Origin of the sequence: Pseudomonas sp. RGB (assembly GCF_007713445.1) — a bacterium.
Classification (GTDB): Bacteria; Pseudomonadota; Gammaproteobacteria; order Pseudomonadales; family Pseudomonadaceae; genus Aquipseudomonas.
Genome location: NZ_VMSH01000002.1, coordinates 240,870 through 263,098, shown reverse-complemented (window position 1 = coordinate 263,098; position 22,229 = coordinate 240,870). Strand labels below are relative to the sequence as shown.

21 protein-coding genes are annotated in these 22,229 nt (G+C 61.3%); 12 read left to right on the top strand and 9 right to left on the bottom strand.

The genetic code is table 11. From position 1 onward, the window contains the following. Positions 1-65 precede the first annotated feature (65 nt). The 7 genes from cobU to FPT15_RS04840 all read left to right on the top strand — a co-directional run bounded on the left by cobU (position 66) and on the right by FPT15_RS04840 (position 5,351). Positions 66-587, top strand: a complete 522-nt coding sequence (gene cobU / locus FPT15_RS04870) for a bifunctional adenosylcobinamide kinase/adenosylcobinamide-phosphate guanylyltransferase (protein WP_145158941.1) — start codon at positions 66-68, stop codon at positions 585-587. After that, positions 584-1,639, top strand: coding sequence for a nicotinate-nucleotide--dimethylbenzimidazole phosphoribosyltransferase (gene cobT, locus FPT15_RS04865; protein WP_145158939.1), 1,056 nt, complete (start codon positions 584-586; stop codon positions 1,637-1,639). Before cobU ends, cobT begins: the two co-directional genes overlap by 4 nt. Then, a complete protein-coding gene (gene cobC / locus FPT15_RS04860) occupies positions 1,636-2,211 on the top strand; it encodes an alpha-ribazole phosphatase family protein (protein ID WP_145158937.1) in 576 nt (191 codons plus the stop codon). The genes cobT and cobC overlap by 4 nt, the downstream gene beginning before the upstream one ends. 2 nt (positions 2,212-2,213) lie before the next feature. Then, complete coding sequence (locus FPT15_RS04855) at positions 2,214-2,942, top strand: adenosylcobinamide-GDP ribazoletransferase (RefSeq protein ID WP_145158935.1); 729 nt, start codon at positions 2,214-2,216, stop codon at positions 2,940-2,942. Positions 2,943-2,984: 42 nt separating this feature from the next. Further along, positions 2,985-3,389 (top strand): MarR family winged helix-turn-helix transcriptional regulator, encoded by a 405-nt coding sequence (locus FPT15_RS04850; RefSeq protein ID WP_106576421.1) that lies wholly within the window; start codon positions 2,985-2,987, stop codon positions 3,387-3,389. Between the two features lie 54 nt (positions 3,390-3,443). Beyond that, on the top strand, positions 3,444-4,652 hold the full coding sequence (locus tag FPT15_RS04845; protein ID WP_145158933.1) for an MFS transporter: 1,209 nt from the start codon (positions 3,444-3,446) through the stop codon (positions 4,650-4,652). Between the two features lie 150 nt (positions 4,653-4,802). Further along, positions 4,803-5,351: a glutathione peroxidase gene (locus FPT15_RS04840; RefSeq protein WP_145158931.1), complete on the top strand. Its 549-nt coding sequence runs from the start codon at positions 4,803-4,805 to the stop codon at positions 5,349-5,351. 64 nt (positions 5,352-5,415) lie between these two features. On the opposite strand, the gene FPT15_RS04835 is transcribed toward FPT15_RS04840, so the two are convergent. From FPT15_RS04835 to FPT15_RS04815, 4 genes are all read right to left on the bottom strand, one after another. Further along, positions 5,416-6,699 carry an OmpP1/FadL family transporter gene (locus FPT15_RS04835; RefSeq protein ID WP_145158929.1) on the bottom strand — a complete coding sequence of 428 codons (1,284 nt, stop codon included), beginning with the start codon at positions 6,697-6,699 and terminating at the stop codon, positions 5,416-5,418. A 146-nt stretch (positions 6,700-6,845) separates the two neighbouring features. Then, positions 6,846-7,328, bottom strand: coding sequence for a hypothetical protein (locus tag FPT15_RS04830; protein WP_106576425.1), 483 nt, complete (start codon positions 7,326-7,328; stop codon positions 6,846-6,848). A 278-nt stretch (positions 7,329-7,606) separates the two neighbouring features. Then, a complete protein-coding gene (locus FPT15_RS04825) occupies positions 7,607-7,831 on the bottom strand; it encodes a hypothetical protein (RefSeq protein ID WP_106576426.1) in 225 nt (74 codons plus the stop codon). 443 nt (positions 7,832-8,274) lie between these two features. After that, the gene (locus tag FPT15_RS04815; protein ID WP_145158927.1) at positions 8,275-8,580 is read right to left on the bottom strand and encodes a hypothetical protein; all 306 of its coding nucleotides are present in this window, start codon (positions 8,578-8,580) and stop codon (positions 8,275-8,277) included. A 458-nt stretch (positions 8,581-9,038) separates the two neighbouring features. Here FPT15_RS04815 and FPT15_RS04810 point away from each other — a divergent pair, with 458 nt between their 5' ends. Both FPT15_RS04810 and rmuC read left to right on the top strand, forming a co-directional pair. After that, complete coding sequence (locus tag FPT15_RS04810; RefSeq protein ID WP_043293316.1) at positions 9,039-9,362, top strand: hypothetical protein; 324 nt, start codon at positions 9,039-9,041, stop codon at positions 9,360-9,362. A gap of 175 nt (positions 9,363-9,537) precedes the next feature. Continuing rightward, positions 9,538-10,902, top strand: a complete 1,365-nt coding sequence (gene rmuC, locus FPT15_RS04805) for a DNA recombination protein RmuC (protein WP_178119661.1) — start codon at positions 9,538-9,540, stop codon at positions 10,900-10,902. A gap of 105 nt (positions 10,903-11,007) precedes the next feature. On the opposite strand, the gene FPT15_RS04800 is transcribed toward rmuC, so the two are convergent. The 3 genes from FPT15_RS04800 to FPT15_RS04790 all read right to left on the bottom strand — a co-directional run bounded on the left by FPT15_RS04800 (position 11,008) and on the right by FPT15_RS04790 (position 15,701). Continuing rightward, positions 11,008-14,478: a PAS domain-containing hybrid sensor histidine kinase/response regulator gene (locus FPT15_RS04800; protein ID WP_145158923.1), complete on the bottom strand. Its 3,471-nt coding sequence runs from the start codon at positions 14,476-14,478 to the stop codon at positions 11,008-11,010. A 225-nt stretch (positions 14,479-14,703) separates the two neighbouring features. Further along, on the bottom strand, positions 14,704-15,093 hold the full coding sequence (locus FPT15_RS04795) for a YbaN family protein (protein ID WP_145158921.1): 390 nt from the start codon (positions 15,091-15,093) through the stop codon (positions 14,704-14,706). 20 nt (positions 15,094-15,113) lie between these two features. Continuing rightward, positions 15,114-15,701: a YecA family protein gene (locus FPT15_RS04790; RefSeq protein WP_106576431.1), complete on the bottom strand. Its 588-nt coding sequence runs from the start codon at positions 15,699-15,701 to the stop codon at positions 15,114-15,116. Between the two features lie 274 nt (positions 15,702-15,975). Here FPT15_RS04790 and recQ point away from each other — a divergent pair, with 274 nt between their 5' ends. Together recQ and FPT15_RS04780 are read left to right on the top strand one after the other, a co-directional pair. Beyond that, the gene (gene recQ / locus FPT15_RS04785; RefSeq protein ID WP_053258024.1) at positions 15,976-18,102 is read left to right on the top strand and encodes a DNA helicase RecQ; all 2,127 of its coding nucleotides are present in this window, start codon (positions 15,976-15,978) and stop codon (positions 18,100-18,102) included. Between the two features lie 121 nt (positions 18,103-18,223). Further along, positions 18,224-18,658, top strand: a complete 435-nt coding sequence (locus tag FPT15_RS04780) for a MarR family transcriptional regulator (RefSeq protein WP_145158919.1) — start codon at positions 18,224-18,226, stop codon at positions 18,656-18,658. A gap of 67 nt (positions 18,659-18,725) precedes the next feature. On the opposite strand, the gene FPT15_RS04775 is transcribed toward FPT15_RS04780, so the two are convergent. Beyond that, complete coding sequence (locus FPT15_RS04775) at positions 18,726-20,915, bottom strand: patatin-like phospholipase family protein (RefSeq protein ID WP_145159577.1); 2,190 nt, start codon at positions 20,913-20,915, stop codon at positions 18,726-18,728. 82 nt (positions 20,916-20,997) lie between these two features. On the opposite strand from FPT15_RS04775, the gene FPT15_RS04770 reads away from it, so the two are divergent. Then, positions 20,998-21,285: a SelT/SelW/SelH family protein gene (locus FPT15_RS04770; protein WP_145158917.1), complete on the top strand. Its 288-nt coding sequence runs from the start codon at positions 20,998-21,000 to the stop codon at positions 21,283-21,285. A gap of 3 nt (positions 21,286-21,288) precedes the next feature. Here the strand turns inward: FPT15_RS04770 and FPT15_RS04765 are convergent, their stop codons facing one another. Continuing rightward, complete coding sequence (locus tag FPT15_RS04765) at positions 21,289-22,173, bottom strand: DMT family transporter (protein ID WP_145158915.1); 885 nt, start codon at positions 22,171-22,173, stop codon at positions 21,289-21,291. Positions 22,174-22,229: the final 56 nt, after the last annotated feature.

The following is a 22,229-nucleotide window of genomic DNA, read 5'->3' as shown; positions in this document are numbered from 1 at the left end:
AGCCGGCTCCCACACGGGGCAGTGCCCGCCTCACCCTATCAGCCGGCCGACACAGGTGCCTTCCCATGTATCAACTGATCCTCGGTGGCGCCCGTTCCGGCAAGAGCCGCCTCGCCGAAAAGCTGGCGAGTGAGTGTGGCTTGCTTGTCACCTACATCGCCACCAGCCAGCCGTTGGACGGCGAGATGAACGAGCGCGTCGCACTGCATCGCCAGCGCCGTCCCGATCACTGGGGGCTGATCGAAGAACCCATCGAGCTGGCGCGTGTACTGCGCGAAAGCGCCGCCGCCGACCGCTGCCTGCTGGTGGATTGCCTGACCCTGTGGCTCACCAACTTGCTGATGCTGGAGAACCCCGCACGCCTGGCGTTCGAGCGCGATCAACTGCTGCAAACCCTGGCCTCGCTGCCAGGTGAAATCATTTTTGTCAGCAACGAAACCGGAATGGGTGTCGTGCCGCTGGGCGAATTGACTCGCCGCTATGTGGATGAAGCCGGTTGGCTGCATCAAGCCTTGGCCGAGCGGTGTCAGCGTGTGGTCCTGACCGTCGCCGGCCTGCCCCTGACTTTGAAAGGTACTGCGTTATGACTGACTCCTGGTGGCTCAACCTCTGCAAGGCCGTCGACACTTCGGCGCATGAACACGCGCTGGCTCGCCAGCAGCAACTGACCAAGCCAGCCGGCTCGCTCGGCCAGCTCGAAGCCATCGCGGTGCAATTGGCCGGCTTGCAAGGCCAGGTCAAACCTGCGGTGGATCAGGTATGGATCGCCATCTTTGCCGGTGACCATGGCGTGGTTGCAGAAGGCGTATCGGCATTTCCACAGGAAGTGACCGGCCAGATGTTGCACAACTTTGTCACCGGTGGCGCGGCCATCAGCGTATTGGCGCGGCAGTTGAATGCGCAGCTGGAAGTGGTCGACCTCGGCACCGTAACGCCGTCGTTGGATCTGCCGGGTGTGCGTCATCTGAATATCGGCGCCGGCACGGCCAATTTCGTCAACGGCCCGGCGATGACCGCAGCGCAAGGGCGACTTGCCCTGAAAGCCGGGCGTGACAGTGCGCACCGTGCGTTGCGAGGCGGCGCACAGCTGTTTATCGGCGGCGAGATGGGCATCGGCAATACCACCGCCGCCAGCGCCTTGGCGTGCGCGTTGCTCGATTGCCAGGTGAGCGACCTGACCGGCCCGGGCACCGGCTTGAACGCCCAGGGCGTCAGCCACAAAGTGGCGGTGATTGAACGCGCGCTGGCCTTGCATGCGGCGCAACGTGACGACGCGTTGAACACGTTGTTCAACCTGGGTGGTTTCGAAATTGCCGCGTTGGTGGGGGCTTATCTGGCCTGCGCCCAGGAAGGCATCGTGGTGCTGGTGGACGGGTTTATCTGCACGGTCGCGGCGCTGGTGGCTACACGCCTGAATCCGGCGTGCCGTGAGTGGTTGGTGTTCGGCCACCGCGGCGCTGAGCCCGGTCATCGTCATGTGCTGCACAGCCTCGACGCGCAACCGCTGCTGGAACTGGGTCTGCGCCTGGGTGAGGGCAGCGGTGCGGCGCTGGCGGTGCCGTTGTTGCGCCTGGCGTGCGCGCTGCACGGGCAGATGGCGACGTTCGCCGAAGCCGCCGTGGCAGACCGCCCGACATGACCTTGCACCTGGACCTGCTGCGCCACGGCGAAACCGAGCTGGGCGGCGGCCTGCGCGGCAGCCTGGACGACGCGCTCACCGCCAAAGGCTGGGAGCAGATGCGCACCGCCGTGGCAAAGCAGGGGCCGTGGGACCGGTTGGTCAGTTCGCCACTGCAACGCTGCGCGCTGTTCGCCCACGAGCTGGGCGCACGGCTTGGGGTGCCGGTGAGCCTGGAAAAGGATCTGCAGGAGCTGCACTTCGGCGCCTGGGAAGGGCAGAGCGCGGCGGCGCTGATGCAAACCGATGCCGAAGGACTGGGCCGGTTCTGGGCTGACCCCTACAGCTTTACACCGCCTGAAGGCGAGCGCGTCAGCGACTTTTCTGCACGCGTTCTCGGCGCCGTCTCACGTTTGCATCAGGCATATGCCGCACAGCGCGTGCTGTTGATCAGCCACGGTGGCGTGATGCGGCTGCTGCTGGCGCAGGCGCGCGGTTTGCCGCGTGAGCAGCTGCTGAATGTCGAAGTCGGCCACGGTGGGCTGTTCAGCCTGCAGGTGATGGCCGACGGTCTGCTGAAGGAAGGAGTCTGAGGATGCTGGCGTTCTGGATCGCCCTGCAATTTCTCAGCAGCCTGCCGATTCGTCTGCCCGGCATGCCGCAGCCTCAGGAATTGGGGCGTTCGTTGCTGTTTTACCCGGTCGTGGGGTTGCTGTTCGGGCTGCTGTTGTGGGCCCTGAACACCGCCCTGATGGGCGCACCGTTATTGCTGCATGCGGCGCTGGTGCTGACAGCCTGGGTGTTGCTCAGTGGCGGCTTGCATCTAGACGGGCTGGCGGACAGCGCCGATGCCTGGCTCGGCGGCTTTGGCGACCGCGAGCGCACGCTGACTATCATGAAAGACCCGCGCAGCGGGCCGATTGCCGTGGTCATTCTGGGGCTGGTGTTGTTGCTCAAATTCACCGCACTGGTGGCCTTGATCGAGCAGCACAACGGCGCGGCGGTGATTCTGGCGCCGCTGATCGGGCGTGCTTCGATGCTGGCGCTGTTCCTTACCACGCGCTACGTGCGTGCAGGCGGTTTGGGCCAGGCACTGTCGGATCATTTACCCAGAATCGTCGGCCAACAGGTGCTGATCCTCAGCGGTCTGGCCTGTGTGCTGATCGGCGGTTTCAGTGGCGGGATCGCTGTTTTACTCGCTGCGCTGTGCTTTATCGGGCTGCGTCAGTTGATGGTCAACCGGCTGGGTGGCACCACGGGTGACACGGCCGGCGCATTGTTGGAGTTGCTGGAAGTCGCGGTTTTGGTCGGCCTGGCGCTGTAACACTTTCTTGCATTTTCATAATCGCGGGTATATACACGCTCCATGCTTGCCTCCCAATGTTTATGCACCAACCTGCGACGTGCCGCCCGTGGCGTCAGCAGGCATTACGACGGCGCTCTCGACGGCTTCGGGATCAACGTTGCCCAGTATTCTTTGCTGTGTAACCTGCAGCGCCTCGATCAACCGAGCATTTCCAGCCTGGCCGAAGCCATGGGCCTGGACCGCAGTACCCTGGGGCGCAACCTGCGGGTATTGGAAGGCGAGGGCTTGGTGCAGTTGGTCGAGGGCGATGACCTGCGTAACCGCTTGGTGGTGTTGACCGTCGCCGGCGAAGAACGCCTGGCTGCCGCGTTGCCGGCTTGGGAGGCGGCGCAGCAGAAATTGATAGATCAGTTGGGCGCCGAGAAGCGTGAAACCTTGTTGGCCTTGCTGGACGAACTCGCCTGAGCGCGGGTTTGTTCGACTACAAGCGGGTATATACCCGCGAGCGGAGAATAAGAAATGACCTCGATGTGGCGCACCAGTGGCTGGGTTCTTGTGGGAAGTGCGCTGATCCTGGCGTTGTCGTTGGGCGTGCGGCACGGCTTTGGTCTGTTCCTGTCGCCGATGAGCATGGAATTTGGCTGGGGCCGTGAAACCTTTGCCTTCGCCATTGCCCTGCAAAACCTGATCTGGGGCCTGGCGCAACCGTTTACCGGCGCCTTGGCCGACCGCTTCGGCGCGACCAAGGCGGTGTTTGTCGGTGGGGTGCTGTACGCCGCAGGGCTGGTGTTGATGGGCATGTCTGACTCGGCGTGGTCGCTGTCGCTCAGCGCGGGTTTGCTGATTGGGATCGGCCTGTCGGGCACCTCGTTTTCGGTGATCCTCGGTGTGGTCGGCCGCGCCGTGCCGCCGGAAAAACGCAGCATGGCCATGGGCATTGCCAGCGCCGCAGGGTCGTTCGGCCAGTTTGCGATGGTGCCGGGCACCCTGGGCCTGATCAGTTGGCTGGGCTGGTCGGCCGCTTTGTTGGCGTTGGGCCTGATGGTGGCGCTGATCCTGCCGTTGGTGGCGATGCTCAAGGACAAACCGCTGCCGGCGGTGGTCGGCCAGCAAACCCTGCGTGAAGCCCTGAAAGAGGCCTGCTCGCACTCCGGCTTCTGGCTACTGGCCTTCGGCTTTTTTGTCTGCGGTTTCCAGGTGGTGTTTATCGGCGTGCACTTGCCGGCGTATCTGGTGGACCAGCATCTGCCGGCCACGGTGGGTACCACGGTATTGGCGTTGATCGGCCTGTTTAACGTGTTTGGCACTTATACCGCTGGCTGGCTTGGCGGACGCATGTCCAAGCCGCGTTTGCTCACCGGCCTGTACCTGTTGCGCGCGGTGGTGATTGTGCTGTTCCTGTGGGCGCCGGTGACCGAAGTGACGGCCTACCTGTTCGGCATGGCCATGGGCTTTCTGTGGCTGTCCACCGTGCCGCTGACCAACGGCACTGTCGCGACGCTGTTTGGCGTGCGAAACCTCTCGATGCTCGGTGGGATTGTGTTTCTGTTCCACCAGCTCGGTTCGTTCCTCGGCGGCTGGTTGGGCGGGGTGGTCTATGATCGAACCGGCAACTACGATTTGATCTGGCAGGTGGCGATTCTTTTGAGCCTGCTCGCTGCGGCCCTCAACTGGCCGGTGCGCGAGCGGCCGGTGGCGCGCTTGCAGGCGCAGATGGAGGCGGCATGAGTTTGACGGCAAGAGGGTTGCTGATCTCGGCAGGTCTGGTTCTGTTGCTGCTGGCCTGGTGGGGCTGGCAGCACGGCGGGCTGGCATTGATGCAACTGGGGATGTCGATCTGTTAAGTTCTGTGTCTGATCTGACTCAAGGACTTTCGACATGCTGATGCGCTGGCTCGCTGTACCCGTCCTGATGGCTGTAGGCAGTTTGGCCATGGCCGCCAACTGTCCGCCGTTGCTGGAGGGGCAATTGCCCAAGTTGCGGGCCAAGGAATCCATCGATTTGTGCCAGCGCTTTGCCGGCAAACCCCTGGTCATCGTCAATACCGCCAGCTTTTGTGGTTTCGCGCCGCAATTCAAAGGCCTCGAAGCCTTGTATCAGCGCTACAAGGGCCAGGGGCTGGAAGTGATCGGCGTGCCGTCCGACGACTTCAAACAGGAAGCCAAGACCGGTGAAGAGACCGCCAAAGTTTGCTATGTGAATTACGGCGTGACCTTCACGATGACCGAGCCGCAGACGGTTAAGGGGCCGGATGCGGTGCACCTGTTCAAGATTCTGGCGCAGCAGACCAGCGCGCCGAAGTGGAATTTCTATAAGTACGTGGTGGATCGCCAGGGCAAGGTGATTGCCAACTTTTCCAGTTTGACCAAGCCGGACAGCCCGGACCTGATCAAGGCGGTGGAGGCAGCGCTGGCCTCGAAGCCCTGATCGCCGGCCATTAAAAAGCCCCGCCTCCTTTGCAGGAGAACGGGGCTTTTTTATACGCGTTGGATCAGAACTTGTACGTCACGCCCAGGCCGAAGCCGTTGGCGCTGTTTTCGTACTTGGCGCTGTAGGACGAACCCAGTGCGTTGGTCTTGTTGACCTTGACTGGCTCTTCCTTCAGGTAGGAGTAAGCCACGTCGACGATCATGTTCGGCATTACTTCGTAGCCCAGGCCAACACTGAAAATGGTCCGGTCGCCGGTAGGGATGCGTGGCGAACGGTCGGTGTTGTTGGTTGGCGACTGGTCGAAAGTCAGGCCGGTACGCAGTACCACTTGTTTGGTGACCTGGTACGAAGTACCCAAGGCATAGGCCCAGGTGTCATGCCAGTTCTGTGGCTCGGTGATGGTACCCACGATCTGCGGAGCGACCAGGCCGCCAGCTCGGGTAACGCCCTGGTTGTCGACAGTGATGTCTTTCAGGCGGCTCCAGCGAGTCCAGGTGGAACCGGCGTAGAGTTTCCAGGCATCGCTCAGGTCCTGTGTCACGGACAGGTCGTAAGACTCAGGCGTATCAATGCTCAACGACGCATCGTAGCGGCCGCTTGCCAGCAGTGGAGCCGTCGGAGTCGGTGCCGATACTTCGGTGTGGCCTTCAAGCTTGTAGCTGACTTTGGAGTGGTAAGTCAGGCCCACGCGCGTGGTATCGGTGGCTTGTACCAGCACGCCGACGTTGAAGCCGACAGCCGTGTCGTCACCTTTGATCGTGACGTTGGTATTCGGGACAGCCGGGTTTGTCGACAGAGCCAACTCAGATTCCAGCTTGCCGGAAATACGGTTGATGGTCGGGCCAAAACCGATGGAAACACGATCGTTGAAGGCGTAGCTGACGGTTGGCTGCAAGGTGATGACCGACACTTTGCTGTAGCTGCCGAACGAGCGACCCTGGAAGCCCCTCTCATAATCGGTAACCAGGCCGAAAGGTGCATAAACACCAACGCCGACGGCCCACTGATCATTGAGTTTGTTGGTGTAGAAACCAAACGGGACCGCCGTGAAGGGCACCATGTCGCCTTTGTTACTGCCGAAAGAACGGCCGCTGGCGTTTTTGATGTCAGTCGAGGCATCGATAGCGGCTACACCACCGGTAATCTGCTGGCCTTCGAGGCGGGCCATACCGGCAGGGTTACCGTACACAGTGCTGGCGTTATCGGCAGAAGAAGAGCGGCCTGCGAACCCCGTACCCATACCGGCGACGTCTTGTTCGTTCAGGGCAAAGCCGCTTGCGAACAGTTGGGAGGATGCCATGGCAACGGTGAGGCTAAGTGTGGTCTTGAGCATTACTTTTTTCATTATTAGAACTCCGTGGTGATCACCGCTGCGGAAAGTATCAATAATTTTAAGTTAGCGCTATAGGCTGTAATGTCGGAGATAGAGCGGTTTTGTAGGACAATCCGACCAGATTCGAAGGTTTTAGCCGAATCTTGCAAAACGCCTGATCAACAAATGGCCTGATTCATGGGTAAAACACAGGTTTGCCAGGCTTGGGTGAAATCCCGCAGCCGACCTTGAGGGTGAAATATTTCTTTCCAGATACGTGCCATGGCCAATACGTCACCCGGTGGCGGCAGGGCAGGACGATGCTGTTCTACCAGCAGCCAGGCAATGGCGGTGGCGTAGCGCAGGTTGACGGTCAGCTCAAGCTGGGGCGCGCTGAGGAATGCATGTTGACTGGCCAGCCCGCGTACCAGGCTGGCGCGCTCGGGGTCTTGGGCAAGGTAGTCGTCCCACAGGGCGCGGTGACGAGGTTCGGTGATGCTGTACAGGCCGTGGCCACGGCGATCATGCAGGGCGGAGCCGAGTTCCGATTGGCTGGCGGCAATGCCCAGCAGCAGGGATTCAGCTGTCGGGTTATGGCGGCCGAGATAAATCAACGTCGGCCTGATCACATAACGACACAATTCGCTGGCGGCGATACCCATACGAGCCTCAATCCATGGAAGTGGTCGACGAAGCCTGAGAGGGGAGCTTGGCAGCAGTGAATCGGACCTCAGGCTCGTCGCAAGCGGATCATGCCGCTTGAGTTGAAGTGTAGTGTCATATTTGTGATGTAAAGGACTGTTTTTAAAACATCTTCTTCATTTAGTTATAACGTTTATATCTATTCGAACTTAGTGCAAGTACTCAAAAGCCGAATTTCGGGCAATAAAAAACCCTGCGTTTCAAGCAGGGTCTTTTGGGTTTCAGCGACTCGGGTCGATCAGGCAATCAATGCCTGACGGGTACGCTCGATCACGGCCTGCAGCGGCTCTGCGCTGGAGTATTGATCGGGGTACAGGCGTTCGCTGTGACGAGCAATGCCGTGTTCGTTGACCAGGGTGAAGCTGAAGCAGCCTTTGCGAGCGGCCATGATCAGGCAGTTCATTGGTGCAAAAGCGTTGGTGAGGGTGCGAATGGCATCCTGAGTGTGGATTTGAGCGGACATATTATTGGTGTTCCTACAAATGACACGGTTAAGAACCGTGCAACGTTAAAACGTTCCAGTAACGTTGATCACCATTGATCAAACGAAGAACCCGACTGGAACAAAGCAGCCAGTTTGAAGCGCTAATAAGTTAGGCGCGCTTGGGCTGGCAGGTAGGTACTTAGGAGGGCAGGCAACACAACAGGGGCAAAGGTTCTGGGCCCGGGGTGAAGATCCTGATCAATTTGCAGGCTGGTTCGTTCAGAGTATTGAAACTTCGCGGCACCCTTTGCTTGTTCAAAGGCAGTGTCGTCGCAAGGAATACCTGGAAACCATCGAGGTGGTCGATCCCGTGTTGTTCAGGGGAGTTGTTCGACCAGAATTGACTTTCAGCTTGGTACTAACGCCGCGGATAGTAACGGATTGAAACACGGAAGGGAAGTGTGCTAGCCAAAAAACTTAATTCAGCCGCCCAACAACCCGTGATAGACCAGCACGGTGGCCGTCGCGGCCAATGAGCAGCCGAGTCCGTAGGCCGCCAGGGTCAAGCGCCAGGACCGGCCGGTCTCGATCACATTCATCACCTCGCGCATGTCGTTGATTCGGCCTTCACTCAACTCTATGCACAGCATTACGGCAGTAAACGCCGCTGATACCAGGATGGCGATGGCAAACAGCGCGCCGTCGGGGGAGGGCAGCGCGGCATTGACCGCCAATGAGGTTACACAGATGGCCAGCAGCAACACGGCGAATAAGAGGATTCCTTTCATCGAGCCTTGGTAGGTTGCGTGTGGGAGTGGGCCAGTGTGGCGAGCCGGCGAGGATTTGAAAAGTGCCTGGTTTGGCCTGTCGGTAACATTTTTAGGACGTGTCGAAGCAAAAAACCGGCGCCATATAGCCAGTGGGTGGGTACTTGTGCACATTAGTTGCGAGGTATGTAACCCGTCTGTCAACGGCCTGGAAGCGCCGCCATTTGCCTGCAATGAAAATTTAAGTCAATGAAAAATATCGCTTTTTTTTATTGGTGAAAAAATCGTCAGTTTGACTGCGGCCCCCGTTCCATGGGCCTTTGCGCGCGTTAAAGGTGGGTTGTCCACTGAGTTATCCACAGCTTCTGTGGATTGTCCCAAGCGCTTGCTCTAGAACGGGCGTGCAGGGATTTTTCAGCTTTACCTGTAGGAAAAAAAGAGTAGAGTGGCGCGCCTTCCGTTCTGTCCCGCAGTGCTTTATGAAGTTTCGCTCAGTATCACCATCTGTTACCGACACCCCTCAGACTGTTACCGCACCCAAGCGTTTCTCCTTGAAAGTCGCCTTATGGCTGCTCGACAGCCCGCGCCTGGGGCACAGCACCAACGTCAAGCACTTCGCCGGGCGCTTGCTCAAGCAGCCGGCCCGTGAAGGTGTGGTTGCCGCGCAGAGCCGCCTGGGCCAGCTGATGTGCCGTGAGTGCGGCAACGCCCGCGACCGCCGCATCGGCCATGACCTGCTGCGCCTGGCTGCCCGTGCCGGCGACCGCCGCGCCCAGCGCGAACTGGGGCAGGTCGAAGACTGAGCTGTCCTCAAGCCCTATGCTTGGTTAACCTTGCTCTTTTTCGGTGATGGCAGAAATGGCGATGGCTTTTGACTGGACCAGTGTTGCCTTGGGCCTGGCTGGTGCTGCAGTGCCTTTATTGGCCCTGTGCTGGCAGCTCCAACGGCGGCTGAGCGCGCGCATGACCGGCTGGGAACTGCTCGAAGAGCGCCTGGCCACCGCGCAACTGGCCCAGGAAGGGCTGGCCGCGCAACTCGACGCCAGCCGCGACGAGATCAGTGACCTGAGCCAGGCCAACGCCGCCAAACAAGCTGACCTGGCCGCCGTTCGCCGTGAAGTCGAATTGCTCCAGATCGACCGCGATAACGCCCGTGACGCTGCTCACGCCTGGAACCTCGACCGCAGCGCCAAGGAAACCGAGCTGCGCCGCCTCGATGCGCTGTCCTCGGCGTTGCGCGCCGAACTGCGCGAACAACAGGAAAGCCATCAACAACGCCTTGCTGACCTGCAAGGCTCGCGGGACGAGCTGCGTGCGCAGTTCGCCGAGCTTGCCGGCAAGATCTTCGATGAACGTGAGCAACGATTTGCCGAAACCAGCCAGGAACGCCTGGGCCAGTTGCTCGACCCGCTCAAGGAACGCATCCAGTCGTTTGAAAAGCGCGTGGAAGAGAGCTACCAGAATGAAGCGCGCGAGCGCTTCTCCCTGGCCAAGGAGCTTGAGCGCCTGCAGCAACTGAACCTGCGACTGTCGGACGAGGCCACCAACCTCACGCGCGCGCTCAAGGGCCAGAAAACCCAGGGCAACTGGGGCGAGCTGATTCTTGAGCGCGTGCTTGAACATGCCGGGCTGGAGAAGGGCCGCGAGTATCAGACCCAGGTCAGCCTCAAAGGCCCGGACGGCGAGCGCTTCCAGCCGGACGTGTTGATCATGCTGCCCGGCGACAAGCAGGTGGTGGTCGATTCCAAGGTCAGCCTCACCGCCTATCAGCAGTACGTTGCAGCGGATGACGATGTGATCGGCCAGGCGGCGCTGAAACAGCACGTGCTGTCCCTGCGCAATCACGTCAAAGGCTTGGCCGGCAAGGATTACAAGCGCCTCGAAGGTCTGCACAGCCTGGATTTCGTGCTGTTGTTCGTGCCGATAGAAGCTGCGTTTTCCGCCGCGTTGCAGGCTGAGCCGAACCTGTTCCAGGAAGCGTTCGACCGCCATATCGTGATTGTCAGCCCCACCACCTTGCTGGCCACCCTGCGGGTGATCGACAGCCTGTGGAAGCAGGAACGCCAGAGCCAGAACGCGCGGGAAATTGCCGAGCGCGCCGGCTGGCTGTATGACAAGTTCGTACTGTTTATTCAGGATCTGGATGAAGTCGGCAACCGCCTGCAGCAGCTGGATAAGGCCTACAGCGCGGCGCGAAACAAGCTGACGGATGGCCGTGGAAATCTGGTCAGCCGAACCGAGCAGTTAAGGTTGCTGGGTGCGCGTGCGAGCAAGAGCCTGCCGGCGGATTTGCTCGAACGGGCGATGACCGACTCCGACGGCGTCGCACACTTACCGGAGTAGCATTCGGTCAATGTGGGAGCTGGCTTGCCTGCGATAGCGGTGGTGACTGCTCCACTGCTATCGCAGGCAAGCCAGCTCCCACAAGGGGATTGAGTTCAGTCATTCCTACAATGGCAAATGCCGACTCAACAACGCGCGCAACGCCGCAGGCTTCACCGGCTTGGCCAAATAATCCAACCCTGCGGCATGCACCTCGGCCACCATTTCCGGGCGCCCATCGGCGCTGATCACCACCCCGGGAATCGGCTCCGCCAGTTGCGCGCGCAGCCAGCCCATCAACTCAGTGCCTGTCTCGCCGTGGTCCAGGTGGTAGTCCACAAGCGCCAGTTGCGGGCGCACGCCCTCGGCCAGCAACGCCGCACATTGCGCCTGATCGGTAGCGGTCCACACCTCGCAACCCCAGCGCGTGAGCAGGCTGCGCATGCCGATCAGGATGCTTTCTTCATTGTCCACACACAGCACCTGGGCACCGCTCAACGGCAGCCCGTTATCCTGCGTGGTCTTGACCTTGGGGCTGGCCTGGTTACGCGCCAACGGCACACGCACGCTGAACACGCTGCCTTTGCCCGGCCACGAACGTACGCTCAAACGATGGCCGAGCACTCGGCACAGGCCGTCGGCGATTGCCAGGCCCAAGCCCAAGCCCTTTTCGGCGCGGGTCTGGTGGCTGTCCAGGCGCTTGAACTCTTCGAAGATCACCTGTTGTTTATCCAGCGGGATGCCAGGGCCGCGATCCCACACTTCCAGGCACAGTTCACCCTTGCGTCGGCGTACGCCAAGTAGCACCGGGCCGTCGGCGTAGCGGAATGCGTTGGTAAGAAAATTCTGCAGGATCCGCCGCAGTAACTTGATGTCGCTGTCCACCCGCAGACGGCTGCCACGCAGGCGAAAACGCAGGCCTTGCTCGTGGGCCAGTGCCTTGAATTCTGCTCCCAGGGTGTCGAACAACTCGTTGAGGACGAAGGGCTGTCGCTGGGGATTGATCTTGCCGTTTTCCAGGCGCGAGATATCCAGCAGGTCGCTGATCAGGTCTTCGGCAGAGCGCAGCGAGCTGTCCAGGTGCTGCACCAACTGGCGGGCTTCGGCAGACAGGCCGTCGTTCTGGTGGGAGAGGGCGGCGGAGAACAATCGTGCCGCGTTCAACGGCTGCATCAGGTCGTGGCTCACTGCCGCCAGAAAGCGCGTCTTCGATTGGCTGGCGGATTCGGCCACGCCTTTGGCGTCGGTGAGCGCCACATTCAGTTGCGACAGTTCATGGGTGCGTTCGGTCACCCGTTGTTCCAGGCCCTCGTTGGCCTCGGTCAGGGCTTGTTCGGCCTCACGGAACGCGGTGATGTCGGTGAAGCTCATGACGAACCCGCCGCCGGGCATCGGGTTGCCGATCAGCTCGATCACGCGCCCATTCGGAAACAGGCGCTCGGACGTATGCGCACGGCCCTGGCGCATCCAGTGCAGACGCCGCGCGACGTGCACTTCGGCTTCCCCTGGCCCGCATAAGCCGCGCTCGGCGTTGTAGCGAATGATGTCGGCAATCGGCCGGCCCACACTGATCAAACCATCGGGGTAGTTGAACAGCTCCAGATAGCGCCGGTTCCAGGCCACCAGCTTCAGCGACTGGTCGACCACGCTGATGCCCTGGGTGATGTTTTCGATGGCGCCCTGCAGCAGCGCGCGGTTGAACTGCAGCACTTCGGAGGCTTCGTCGGCGATGCGTACGACGTCCTCCAGTTGCATTTCCCGCCCTTCAATTGCGGCTTTTACGACGGCGCGTGTCGAAGAGGCGCCGAGCACGCCCGCCAACAGGCGTTCGGTATGGGCAATCCAATCGTTGTCGGCATTCTGGTTGGGGTTGAAGCCTTTGCCCTGGCGATAGGCGAAGCGGATAAAACTCTGCTGGGCACGTTCTTCACCGACAAAGCGCGCCGCCAGGCTGAGCAGGTCGCTGATCTGCACCGACAACATCGAGCGCGCGCTGGCGCGTTGGCTGATTTCCTGGCCGATAAAGCGTCCAGCCTGCCAATGCTCCGAGACCCGTGTGCGCGACAGCATCGAGACCCACACAAACAGCGTGAAGTTACCCGCCAGCGAGAACACGGTGCCCAAGGTCAGCGAGGTCACGGAGAAGCCAAACGGGTGTGAATGCATCCACGTCAGCCCGGGGAAAAGGCTCAACGACCAGCCCAGACTTTTCGCCGTGACCGGTAGGACCAAGGTGTAGAACCACAAAAACGTGCCCGCCGCCAACCCAGCGAACACGCCGCGCCGGTTCGCCTGCTTCCAGTACAGTGCGCCCAGCATCGCCGGGGCCAGTTGGGTGACTGCCGCGAAGGCGATCTGGCCGATGGTCGCCAGGCTCGCGGTGGAGCCGAGCAGTCGATAACTCACGTAGGCCAGCAGCAGGATGATCACAATGCTGACCCGGCGCACCGAGAGCATCCAGTGGCGGAACACTTCGAACGGCCGCTCGGCACTGGAGCGTCGCAGCAGCCACGGCAGTAACATGTCGTTGGACACCATGGTCGACAGGGCGATGCTGGCCACGATCACCATGCCGGTCGCTGCCGACGCACCGCCAATAAACGCCAGCACAGCGAGGGCCGGGTGTGCCTCGGCCATGGGCAGGCTGATCACGTAGGAGTCCGGCAATACCGAGCCGGGCAGCAGCATTTTGCCGCCAAGGGCGATGGGGATGACGAACAGCGCGGCGAGGATCAGGTAGGCCGGGAACACCCACTTGGCCAGGCGTAAGTCTTGCGGGTCGATGTTTTCCACGACGGTGACGTGAAACTGCCGGGGCAGGCAGATAATCGCCATCATCGCCACGCCGGTTTGCACCACCATTGACGGCCAGTTGATGGTTTCTTTCCAGTATTCCTCAAGGCGCGGCGCCAGCATCGCCTGGCTGAACAGGTCGCCGAATCCGTCGTACAAGCCGTAGGTCACAAACGCGCCGACAGCGAGAAAGGCGAACAGCTTGACCAACGATTCAAAGGCAATAGCCAGCACCATGCCACGGTGGTGCTCGGTGGCGTCGAGGTTGCGCGTACCAAACACGATGGTGAACAGCGCCAGCACCAGCGACACGATAAGGGCCGTGTCCTGGGCGCGCGTGCCGGTGGTGTCGGGGCCGGAGCCGATCAACAGGTTCACGCCCAGCACGATGCCTTTGAGTTGCAGGGCGATGTAGGGCAGCACGCCGACCAGGCAAATCAGCGCCACTACCACCGCCAGCGACTGGGATTTGCCGTAGCGCGCGGCGATGAAGTCGGCGATGGAGGTAATGTTTTCCTGCTTGCTGATCAGAATCATCTTCTGCAGCACCCAGGGTGCCAACACCAGTAGCAGCACCGGTCCTAGATAGATCGGTAAAAATGCCCACAGCTGTTCGGCGGCCTGGCCTACCGCGCCGAAGAAGGTCCAGCTGGTGCAGTAGACGGCCAGCGACAGGCTGTACACCCAGGCGCGCACCTTCGGCGGCAACGGCGCATGGCGGCGGTCACCGTAAAAGGCGATAGCGAACATAATGGCCATATAGGCCAGGGCAACGGCGGCGATCAGCCCGCTGGACAGCGTCATGGTAACTCCGAGCATAAGAACACCCAGGCATTCCAGGCCCGGTGGGACAGTCTCGCATGATGCTTGGGGTTAGTCAGTGTCGACCAAGGTCGTGTGCAGGATCTGGATTATGTAGCTGCTGGCTGGTGTGGGAGCTGGCTTGCCTGCGATTCAGGCGCTGCGGTGTGAACGTTGCACCGTGGCGATGCTATCGCGGGCAAGCCCGGCTCCCACCCAAGCCCGCGCCTACCGTTCGCGGGGCGGCAGGGTTTTTTGGCGCAGGATATAGATTGTCACCAGCACGGCACTGGTCAGCATGAAACCGCGTGCCCACGGCAGCGGCACCAGGTAGCAGGAGAAACCGATGCTCAACCACATCAGGCCGAGTGCGTAGACCTTGCCCTTGAGCGGAATGCCATTGCCGTCCAAGTAGTCTTTGATCCACGGGCCCAGGCGCGGGTGTTCCACCAGCCAGTGGTAGAAACGCGGGGAGCTTCGAGCGAAGCAGGCGGCGGCGAGTAGCAGGAAGGGCGTGGTCGGCAATACGGGAAGGAAGATACCGATCACTCCCAGCGCCACGCTCAACCAGCCGATGGCCAGCAGTGCGTAACGCAGGAGCAGCGAGCGATTGCCCATGGGGGACACGGGCAAACGACTCAGTGGTGACGTGGCTTGAGGATCGCCGGTTTTTCGTCAGGGGCGTTGCACAACAGGTACAGGGCGGTCAGGGCTTCAGGGATCTGTACGATCATGTCGTCCATCAGGTTGGCGTCGGAAGCGATGTCGGAGAATTCCGGCTGGTCGTCGAACAGACCCGAACCGACCATGATCGGCAGCAGCATTTCGCTGACTTCTTCCTCGGCGGTTTCGAACCAGGCCGCTTCGCGCAGGAACACACCTTCCATGAAACCGATGCACCAGCCGCGCAGGTCGGAGTCATCCGGGTCTTCGCCCAGGTCCAGCTCGCAAGGCAGCTCGAATTCTTCGTCGGAAGCCAGTTGGCGACCGATGTGGGCCTTGAGGGCCAGCAGGGTGGATTCGATTTCTTCGCGTTGGGCGGCATCGGCGTAGTGCGGCTCTTCGGCGAACAAGGCGTCGATCCACTCACGGTCCGGCACGATGTCGGAAGAGATCGACAGGGCGGTCAGGTAGCCGTGGGCGGCCACGTAGTCCAGCGCCTCGTCATGCAGCTCATCGGCGTCGAGGAAGGCTTGCAGGCGGGTTAGTTGCTCAGCGAAGGACATTACGGCATACCTTGGGAATAAACGATGCGCAATTCTAGGCTTTCTTGAGCCCCCAGGCCAGCTGCAAGGCATATTTGCCAGGTTTAGATAGCAGTCGCTGTTCGTCAGTGGCGCCCTTTGCGGACCGACGCTCGGGTATACTGCCGCGTTTTGTGATGCCCCTGCAGGCCCAGCGCCCACCCGCGAAAACTTCGCTTACGGATTATTTCCCGTGAAGCCGGGGTTTTTCGGCCAGCCTGTACAGAGGGATTTCGGCACCATTTTGGAGTTTTACATGCTCGAGCAGGCTCAACGCGTCCTCAAGGACATCTTCGGCTACGACAGTTTTCGTGGCCGCCAGGGTGCGATCATTGAGCGCGTGGCCAGTGGCGGTGATGCCCTGGTGCTGATGCCTACCGGCGGCGGCAAGTCGTTGTGCTTCCAGGTGCCGGCGCTGTTGCGTAACGGCCTGGCCGTGGTGGTGTCGCCGCTGATTGCGTTGATGGATGACCAGGTCGCCACCCTTGAAGAGCTTGGTGTCGCCGCCGCGTCGTTGAACTCCACCCTCAGCGCCGAGCAGCAGCGCGACCTGGCCGCGCGCATCAAGCGCGGCGAAGTCAAGATGCTTTACCTGGCCCCTGAGCGTCTGGTGCAGCCGCGCATGCTGGCGTTTTTGCAGAGCCTGGAAATCGCCCTGTTCGCCATCGATGAAGCCCACTGCGTATCGCAATGGGGCCACGATTTCCGTCGCGAATATTTGCAGCTGGGCCAGTTGGCGGAATTGTTCCCCGACGTCCCGCGCATCGCGTTGACGGCCACTGCCGACAAACGCACCCGTGAAGAAATCGTCGAGCGCCTGCATCTGCAGAACGCCGAGCGCTTCCTGTCGAGTTTCGACCGGCCGAACATCTTCTACCGCATCGTGCCCAAGGAGCAGCCGCGCAAGCAGTTGCTGGCGTTCCTGTCCGAGCGGCGCAGCGATGCGGGCATCGTCTATTGCCTGTCGCGCAAGAAGGTCGATGAAGTGGCCGCGTTCCTCTGCGAGCAAGGCTACCCGGCGCTGCCGTACCACGCGGGCCTGCCCAATGAAACGCGCTCTGCCCACCAGAAGCGCTTTCTCAACGAGGAAGGCCTGATCATGGTGGCGACCATCGCGTTCGGCATGGGCATCGACAAATCCAACGTGCGCTTTGTCGCGCACATGGACCTGCCCAAGTCCCTCGAGGCGTATTACCAGGAAACCGGTCGCGCCGGCCGTGATGGCCTGCCGGCGGATGCCTGGATGGTCTATGGCTTGCAAGACGTAGTGATGCTCAAGCAGATGCTGCAGAACTCCGAGGGCGACGAGCGTCACAAGCGTTTGGAGCAACACAAGCTCGACGCGATGCTGTCGCTGTGTGAGGAGACGCGCTGCCGCCGCCAAACGCTGCTGGCGTACTTCGACGAAGACATGCCCGAGCCGTGCGGCCACTGCGACAACTGCGTGGACGGCGTGCAGACCTGGGATGCCACCGAGCCGGCGCGCCAGGCGTTGTCGGCTATTTATCGCACCGGCCAGCGTTATGGCGTGGGCCATCTGGTGGATGTGTTGCTGGGCAAGGACAACGAAAAAGTGCGCAGCTTCGGCCACGAAAAACTCTCGGTCTATGGCGTCGGCAAAGCCCGCGCTGAAGGCGAGTGGCGCTCATTGTTCCGCCAGATGGTCGCCCGCGGCCTGGTGGACATCGACCTCGAAGGCTATGGCGGCCTGCGCCTGAACGACAGTTGCCGGCCATTGCTCAAGGGCGAAGTGAGCCTGGAGCTGCGTCGCGACCTCAAACCGCAGACCACGGCCAAGAGCAGCACCAGCCAGGCCAGCCAGTTGGTCCGTGGCGAAGAGCGCGAGCAATGGGAAGCCTTGCGCACCCTGCGACGCAAACTTGCGCAGGAACACAGTGTGCCGCCTTACGTTATTTTCCCCGACTCCACGTTGCTGGAGATGCTGCGCGAGCAGCCGACCACCATGGCCGAAATGGCCCGGGTCAGCGGCGTCGGCGCGCGCAAGCTGGAACGCTACGGGCAAGCCTTCCTCGAAGTGCTCGGCGGCCAGGCCGAGGCGCCGAAGGAAGTCGCCGATATTCGCCACGAACTGATCAGCCTGGCGCGTGCCGGCATGACCCCGATCCAGATTGCCGGTCAACTGCAATGTTCGGAAAAAAACGTCTATACCCTGCTGGCCGAATCCATCGGCAAGCAGCAGTTGTCGTTGGAGCAAGCCCTTGATTTGCCGGAAGATCTGCTCGGTGAAATCCAGGATGCATTCCTCGACGGAGAGGGCGAATTGCCACCAGTTGCGGAGATCGCGCCGCTGTTTACCGGGCGTGTGCCTGAGGGTGTTTTGTATTGCGTGCGGGCTGCTTTGCAGTCGGAATTCGAAATTTAGTGTGCCAATTGCGCCAATGTAACGAATCAGTACATAGCGGCCCTTGCCTCCTGGCATGGCTCATGCTTAGCTGACTAATAATTAGCCACACTTTATTTTCAGTCTAAACCATGAGTTTTTTATGCCTTTAACCGATCAACACCGCTTTGGCATGCAGTTGGCGCAAATGTCCCGAGGTTGGCGCGCCGAACTGGACCGCCGCTTGGCGGGGCTGGGTTTGTCCCAGGCGCGTTGGCTGGTGCTGTTGCACCTGGCCCGTTTTGCGGAAGCGCCCACTCAGCGCGAGCTGGCTCAAAGTGTTGGCGTCGAAGGGCCGACGCTGGCCCGCCTGCTCGACAGCCTTGAAGGCCAGGGTCTGGTGCAACGCCAGGCGGTGCTTGAAGACCGTCGTGCCAAACGCATATTGCTGTGCGACACCGCCCGCCCATTGATCGACCAGATTGAAACCATTGCCACAGCGTTGCGCCATGAGCTGTTTGTGGGCGTGGATGAAGAGGATTTGCGCGTGTGCATGCGTGTGCATGGGCACATCCTGTCGAACCTGGAAAAGTCCTGATCCGGGATTCACCAGAAATTAAAAAGTGGGAGCTGGCTTGCCAGCTCCCACTTTTTTTGTGCGCTGGCTAGAACGTCTGGCCGAGGTTCAGGTACACCGCCTGCTGATTGTCATCATTGAACCCGTAGCTGAAATTCAGCGGCCCCAGCGGCGTATCAAACCCCAGGAAAACACTCGCAGCGTTGATGTAACCGCTGTCGAATTGATTGTCGTTGTTCCACGCCCGGCCGCGTTCCACCGAGGCCCCCAGGTACAGCGGGAAGTCCAACGGCAGGTACGAGCGCGGCGTCAGGCGGCGGTAGTACACCGCGCGCATCAGGGCGATGTTTTGCCCCGAGATTGCATCTTCGCGAAAGCCCGACAATTGCCGCGCACCGCCCAGCAGGAAGCTGGACACCACCACGTCGGATTTATCCAGCGTGCGCCCGTAACGGCCGCCCAGTATGAGCGTGTCCGGGCCGCGGCTCATGGCCTTGTCCAGTTTGAACTCCCACTGTCGATAGCGCTGGTCCGAGCCTAACCCGGGCTCGAATTCGCGGAACGCCAGGCCGATGTCTTCGCCGGTGTGCGGGAAGTACACGTTATCGAGCGAGTCGAACGAGTACTTCAGTTCATAGAAGCCCTCGCTGAAGCTCACGCTCGGCAGGTCGCGGTCGCCGATGCGCACATCCGCCTTGCCCCAGGCTTCGCCGACGCCGAAGCGGATCTCGCCGCTGTTGCCGATCTGGCGGCCGACGTTCAAGCCAAAGCCATAACGCTCCAGGCGGTATTCGGAGATGGGGTCGTTGTCCAGAATCAGTTCAACGTTCTGCGCCTGGGCACTGATATAGGGCGCGACGAAGTAGCGTGAGCCGACATCCAGTGGCTGGTAGAACTCGCTGTATAGCTCTTGGCGATCACCGATCTGCACCCGCGTCAGCCATTCGGCGCCGAGGCGATTGATGCCATTCATGCGGTAACTGGCGCCGAGGTTGAAGGCGCTGTCGCCGCGCATGTCATCCGACAGATTCAGGCCCAGGCGCAAGTAGTCGGTGCCGCTGCGTTTGCCGCGTGCACTGATCACCAGGGTATTGTCCTGGCCCTTTTTCACTACGCGGTATTGCACCTGCTCAAAGTAGTCCAGGCCGTACAAGGTACCCATGTCGGTTTGCAGACGGCCCAGGTTCAGCGGCTCGCCCAGGTTTTGGCGGATGTAGTAGCGGATTACGTCATCGCTGACCTTCGAGTCGTTCTCCACTTTGATGGCGGTGATCACGGGGGTACGCTCGCCGGGTGTGCGGGCCGCGATCAGTTGCGGGTCGACAGGCTCAGCAGGGCGCAGGTGCGCCAGGCGTACATCAAGCGCGCGGGTGGCGCGGTAGCCGGCGTCGATCATGTCCTTGGCGCGGCCGAAGTCCGTCACGCCGTAGGCCGCCAGCGGCGGTTGGATCAGCACATCCTTGGGGTGCAGCGCCTTGAGTTGCTCTTCAGAGTTGCGCCGGGTCATCAGGGTGATCGACTGGTTGAGCACATCGACCACAGTGGCAAGTTGCTTGCGCGAGCGCAGCGGGGTGCCGATGTCGACCACGATGGCAATGTCGACGCCCATCTCGCGGGCCACGTCCAGCGGGATGTTGTCGGTCATGCCGCCGTCCACCAGCAGCCGGCCGTCGATTTCCACCGGGGCGAACACCGCCGGGATCGACATGCTCGCGCGGATCACCTGGGGCAGGTGGCCTTTGTTGAACACGACTTTTTCGCCGGTGGTGATGTCGGTGGCCACTGCGCGGAACGGGATCGGCAGCTTGTCGAAGTTACGCGTGTTGCTGCTGTGGGCGAACATGCTTTCCAGCAGCAGTGCCAGGTTCTGACCCTGAATCACGCCGAGTGGCAGGCCGAGGCTGCCGTCGTCGCGGAAACTGAGCTTCTGTTTGACCAAAAAGTCGCGGTCATCCTGTTTGCGTCGAAACGGCACGTCTTCGCGTGGCGGTGCGTCGGACAGCGCTTGTTGCCAGTCGATATTCAGCGCGAGCTTTTCCAGCTCATCAATCTTGTAGCCCGAGGCGTACAGCCCGCCAATCACCGCGCCCATGCTGGTGCCGGCAATCGCATCGATCTGGATCCCTTGCTCCTCCAGAGCCTTGAGCACACCAATATGCGCCAGGCCACGCGCGGCGCCGCCGGACAGCACAAGGCCGATTTTGGGGCGGGGTGTTTCAACGGCGTCGGCGAGCAGTGGAAGCAAACACAGGAACAGGCAAGACAACAGGCGGCGCATCATGAATCTCGAGGCTGGGCGAAAGGCCGGTATTATAGCCACCCGATCCACCCAGCCCGTTATGCCAGGAACCTCTCAAATTATGTCGCTGAGCAAACCAGAGATCGTCATCACCTATTGCACCCAGTGCCAGTGGCTGTTGCGCGCCGCGTGGCTGGCCCAGGAGTTGTTGAGTACGTTTGCCGATGACCTGGGTCGTGTGGCGCTGGAGCCGGCCACCGGCGGCGCGTTTCGCATCACCTGCGATGGCGTGCAGATCTGGGAGCGCAAGGCCGACAGTGGCTTTCCCGAAGCCAAGGTGCTCAAGCAGCGCGTGCGTGACCAGATCGACCCGCAGCGCGATCTGGGCCACAACGACCGCAAAGCCTGAGCATCAGGCCGTCGCCGCAGGCGCCTTGGCCTGGCTGGTGCTGCCCATCAGCCCGGAAAGCACGATGGCGACGATGATCAGCGCGCCGCCCAGCAGCATGCGCAAGGTCGGGGTTTCGGCAAACAGCACCCAGGCCGCGGTGATGCCGTAGACCGGTTCCATGGCAAACACTACCGAGGCGGTGCGCGCCTTGATCACCGCCAGGCTGGCGACAAACAGGCTGTGGGCCAGGCCGGTGCAGAACACCCCGAGCAGTCCGATCCACAACCAGTCAATTGCCCGCACATCCGCCAGCCCGGGTGCCGCCACCGGCAGCAGACAAGCCGCGACCACCAGGTTCTGACACAGCGCCGCCTGCACCGCGGGAATGCGCCCGGAGCTGGCGCGGTTGTTCAGCGACAGCAACGAGAACAGCAAACCCGAGGCAATGCCCCAGAGCAGGCCGCCGGTGGCTGCGCTGGCGAGGTTGAAGTCTGGCGTCACCAGGATCAGGCCGACACTGACCAGTACCACCAGCAGCACTTCATTGGCGCGAATGCGCTCGCGGAAGATCAGCCCTTCGAGAATCACGGTAAATGCCGGGAACGCGGTAAACCCAAGCGTGGCGACGGCCACGCCGGCGACTTTGACCGCGATGAAGAAGGTCACCCAGTGCGCCGCGAGCAGTACGCCGCTGATCAGCAGGCGGCGCCAGTCGCGCATCTGGAGTGTTTTCCAGGTGGTATTGCTGGCGAATCGCGCAAACACGGCGAGTGCCACCACGGCGAAGGCCGCCCGGCCGAAGACGATGATGGCGGGCGAGGCCGCCGCCAGCTTGCCGAATACGCCGGTGAGGCCAAACATCAGTGCGCCGATATGCAGGGCGCCGAGGGCTGAGCGGGGAGTCATTGCGATCCTTGAACCAACGGGGTGACAGAATCGCAGTCTAGAGGTTGGAGGTGTGG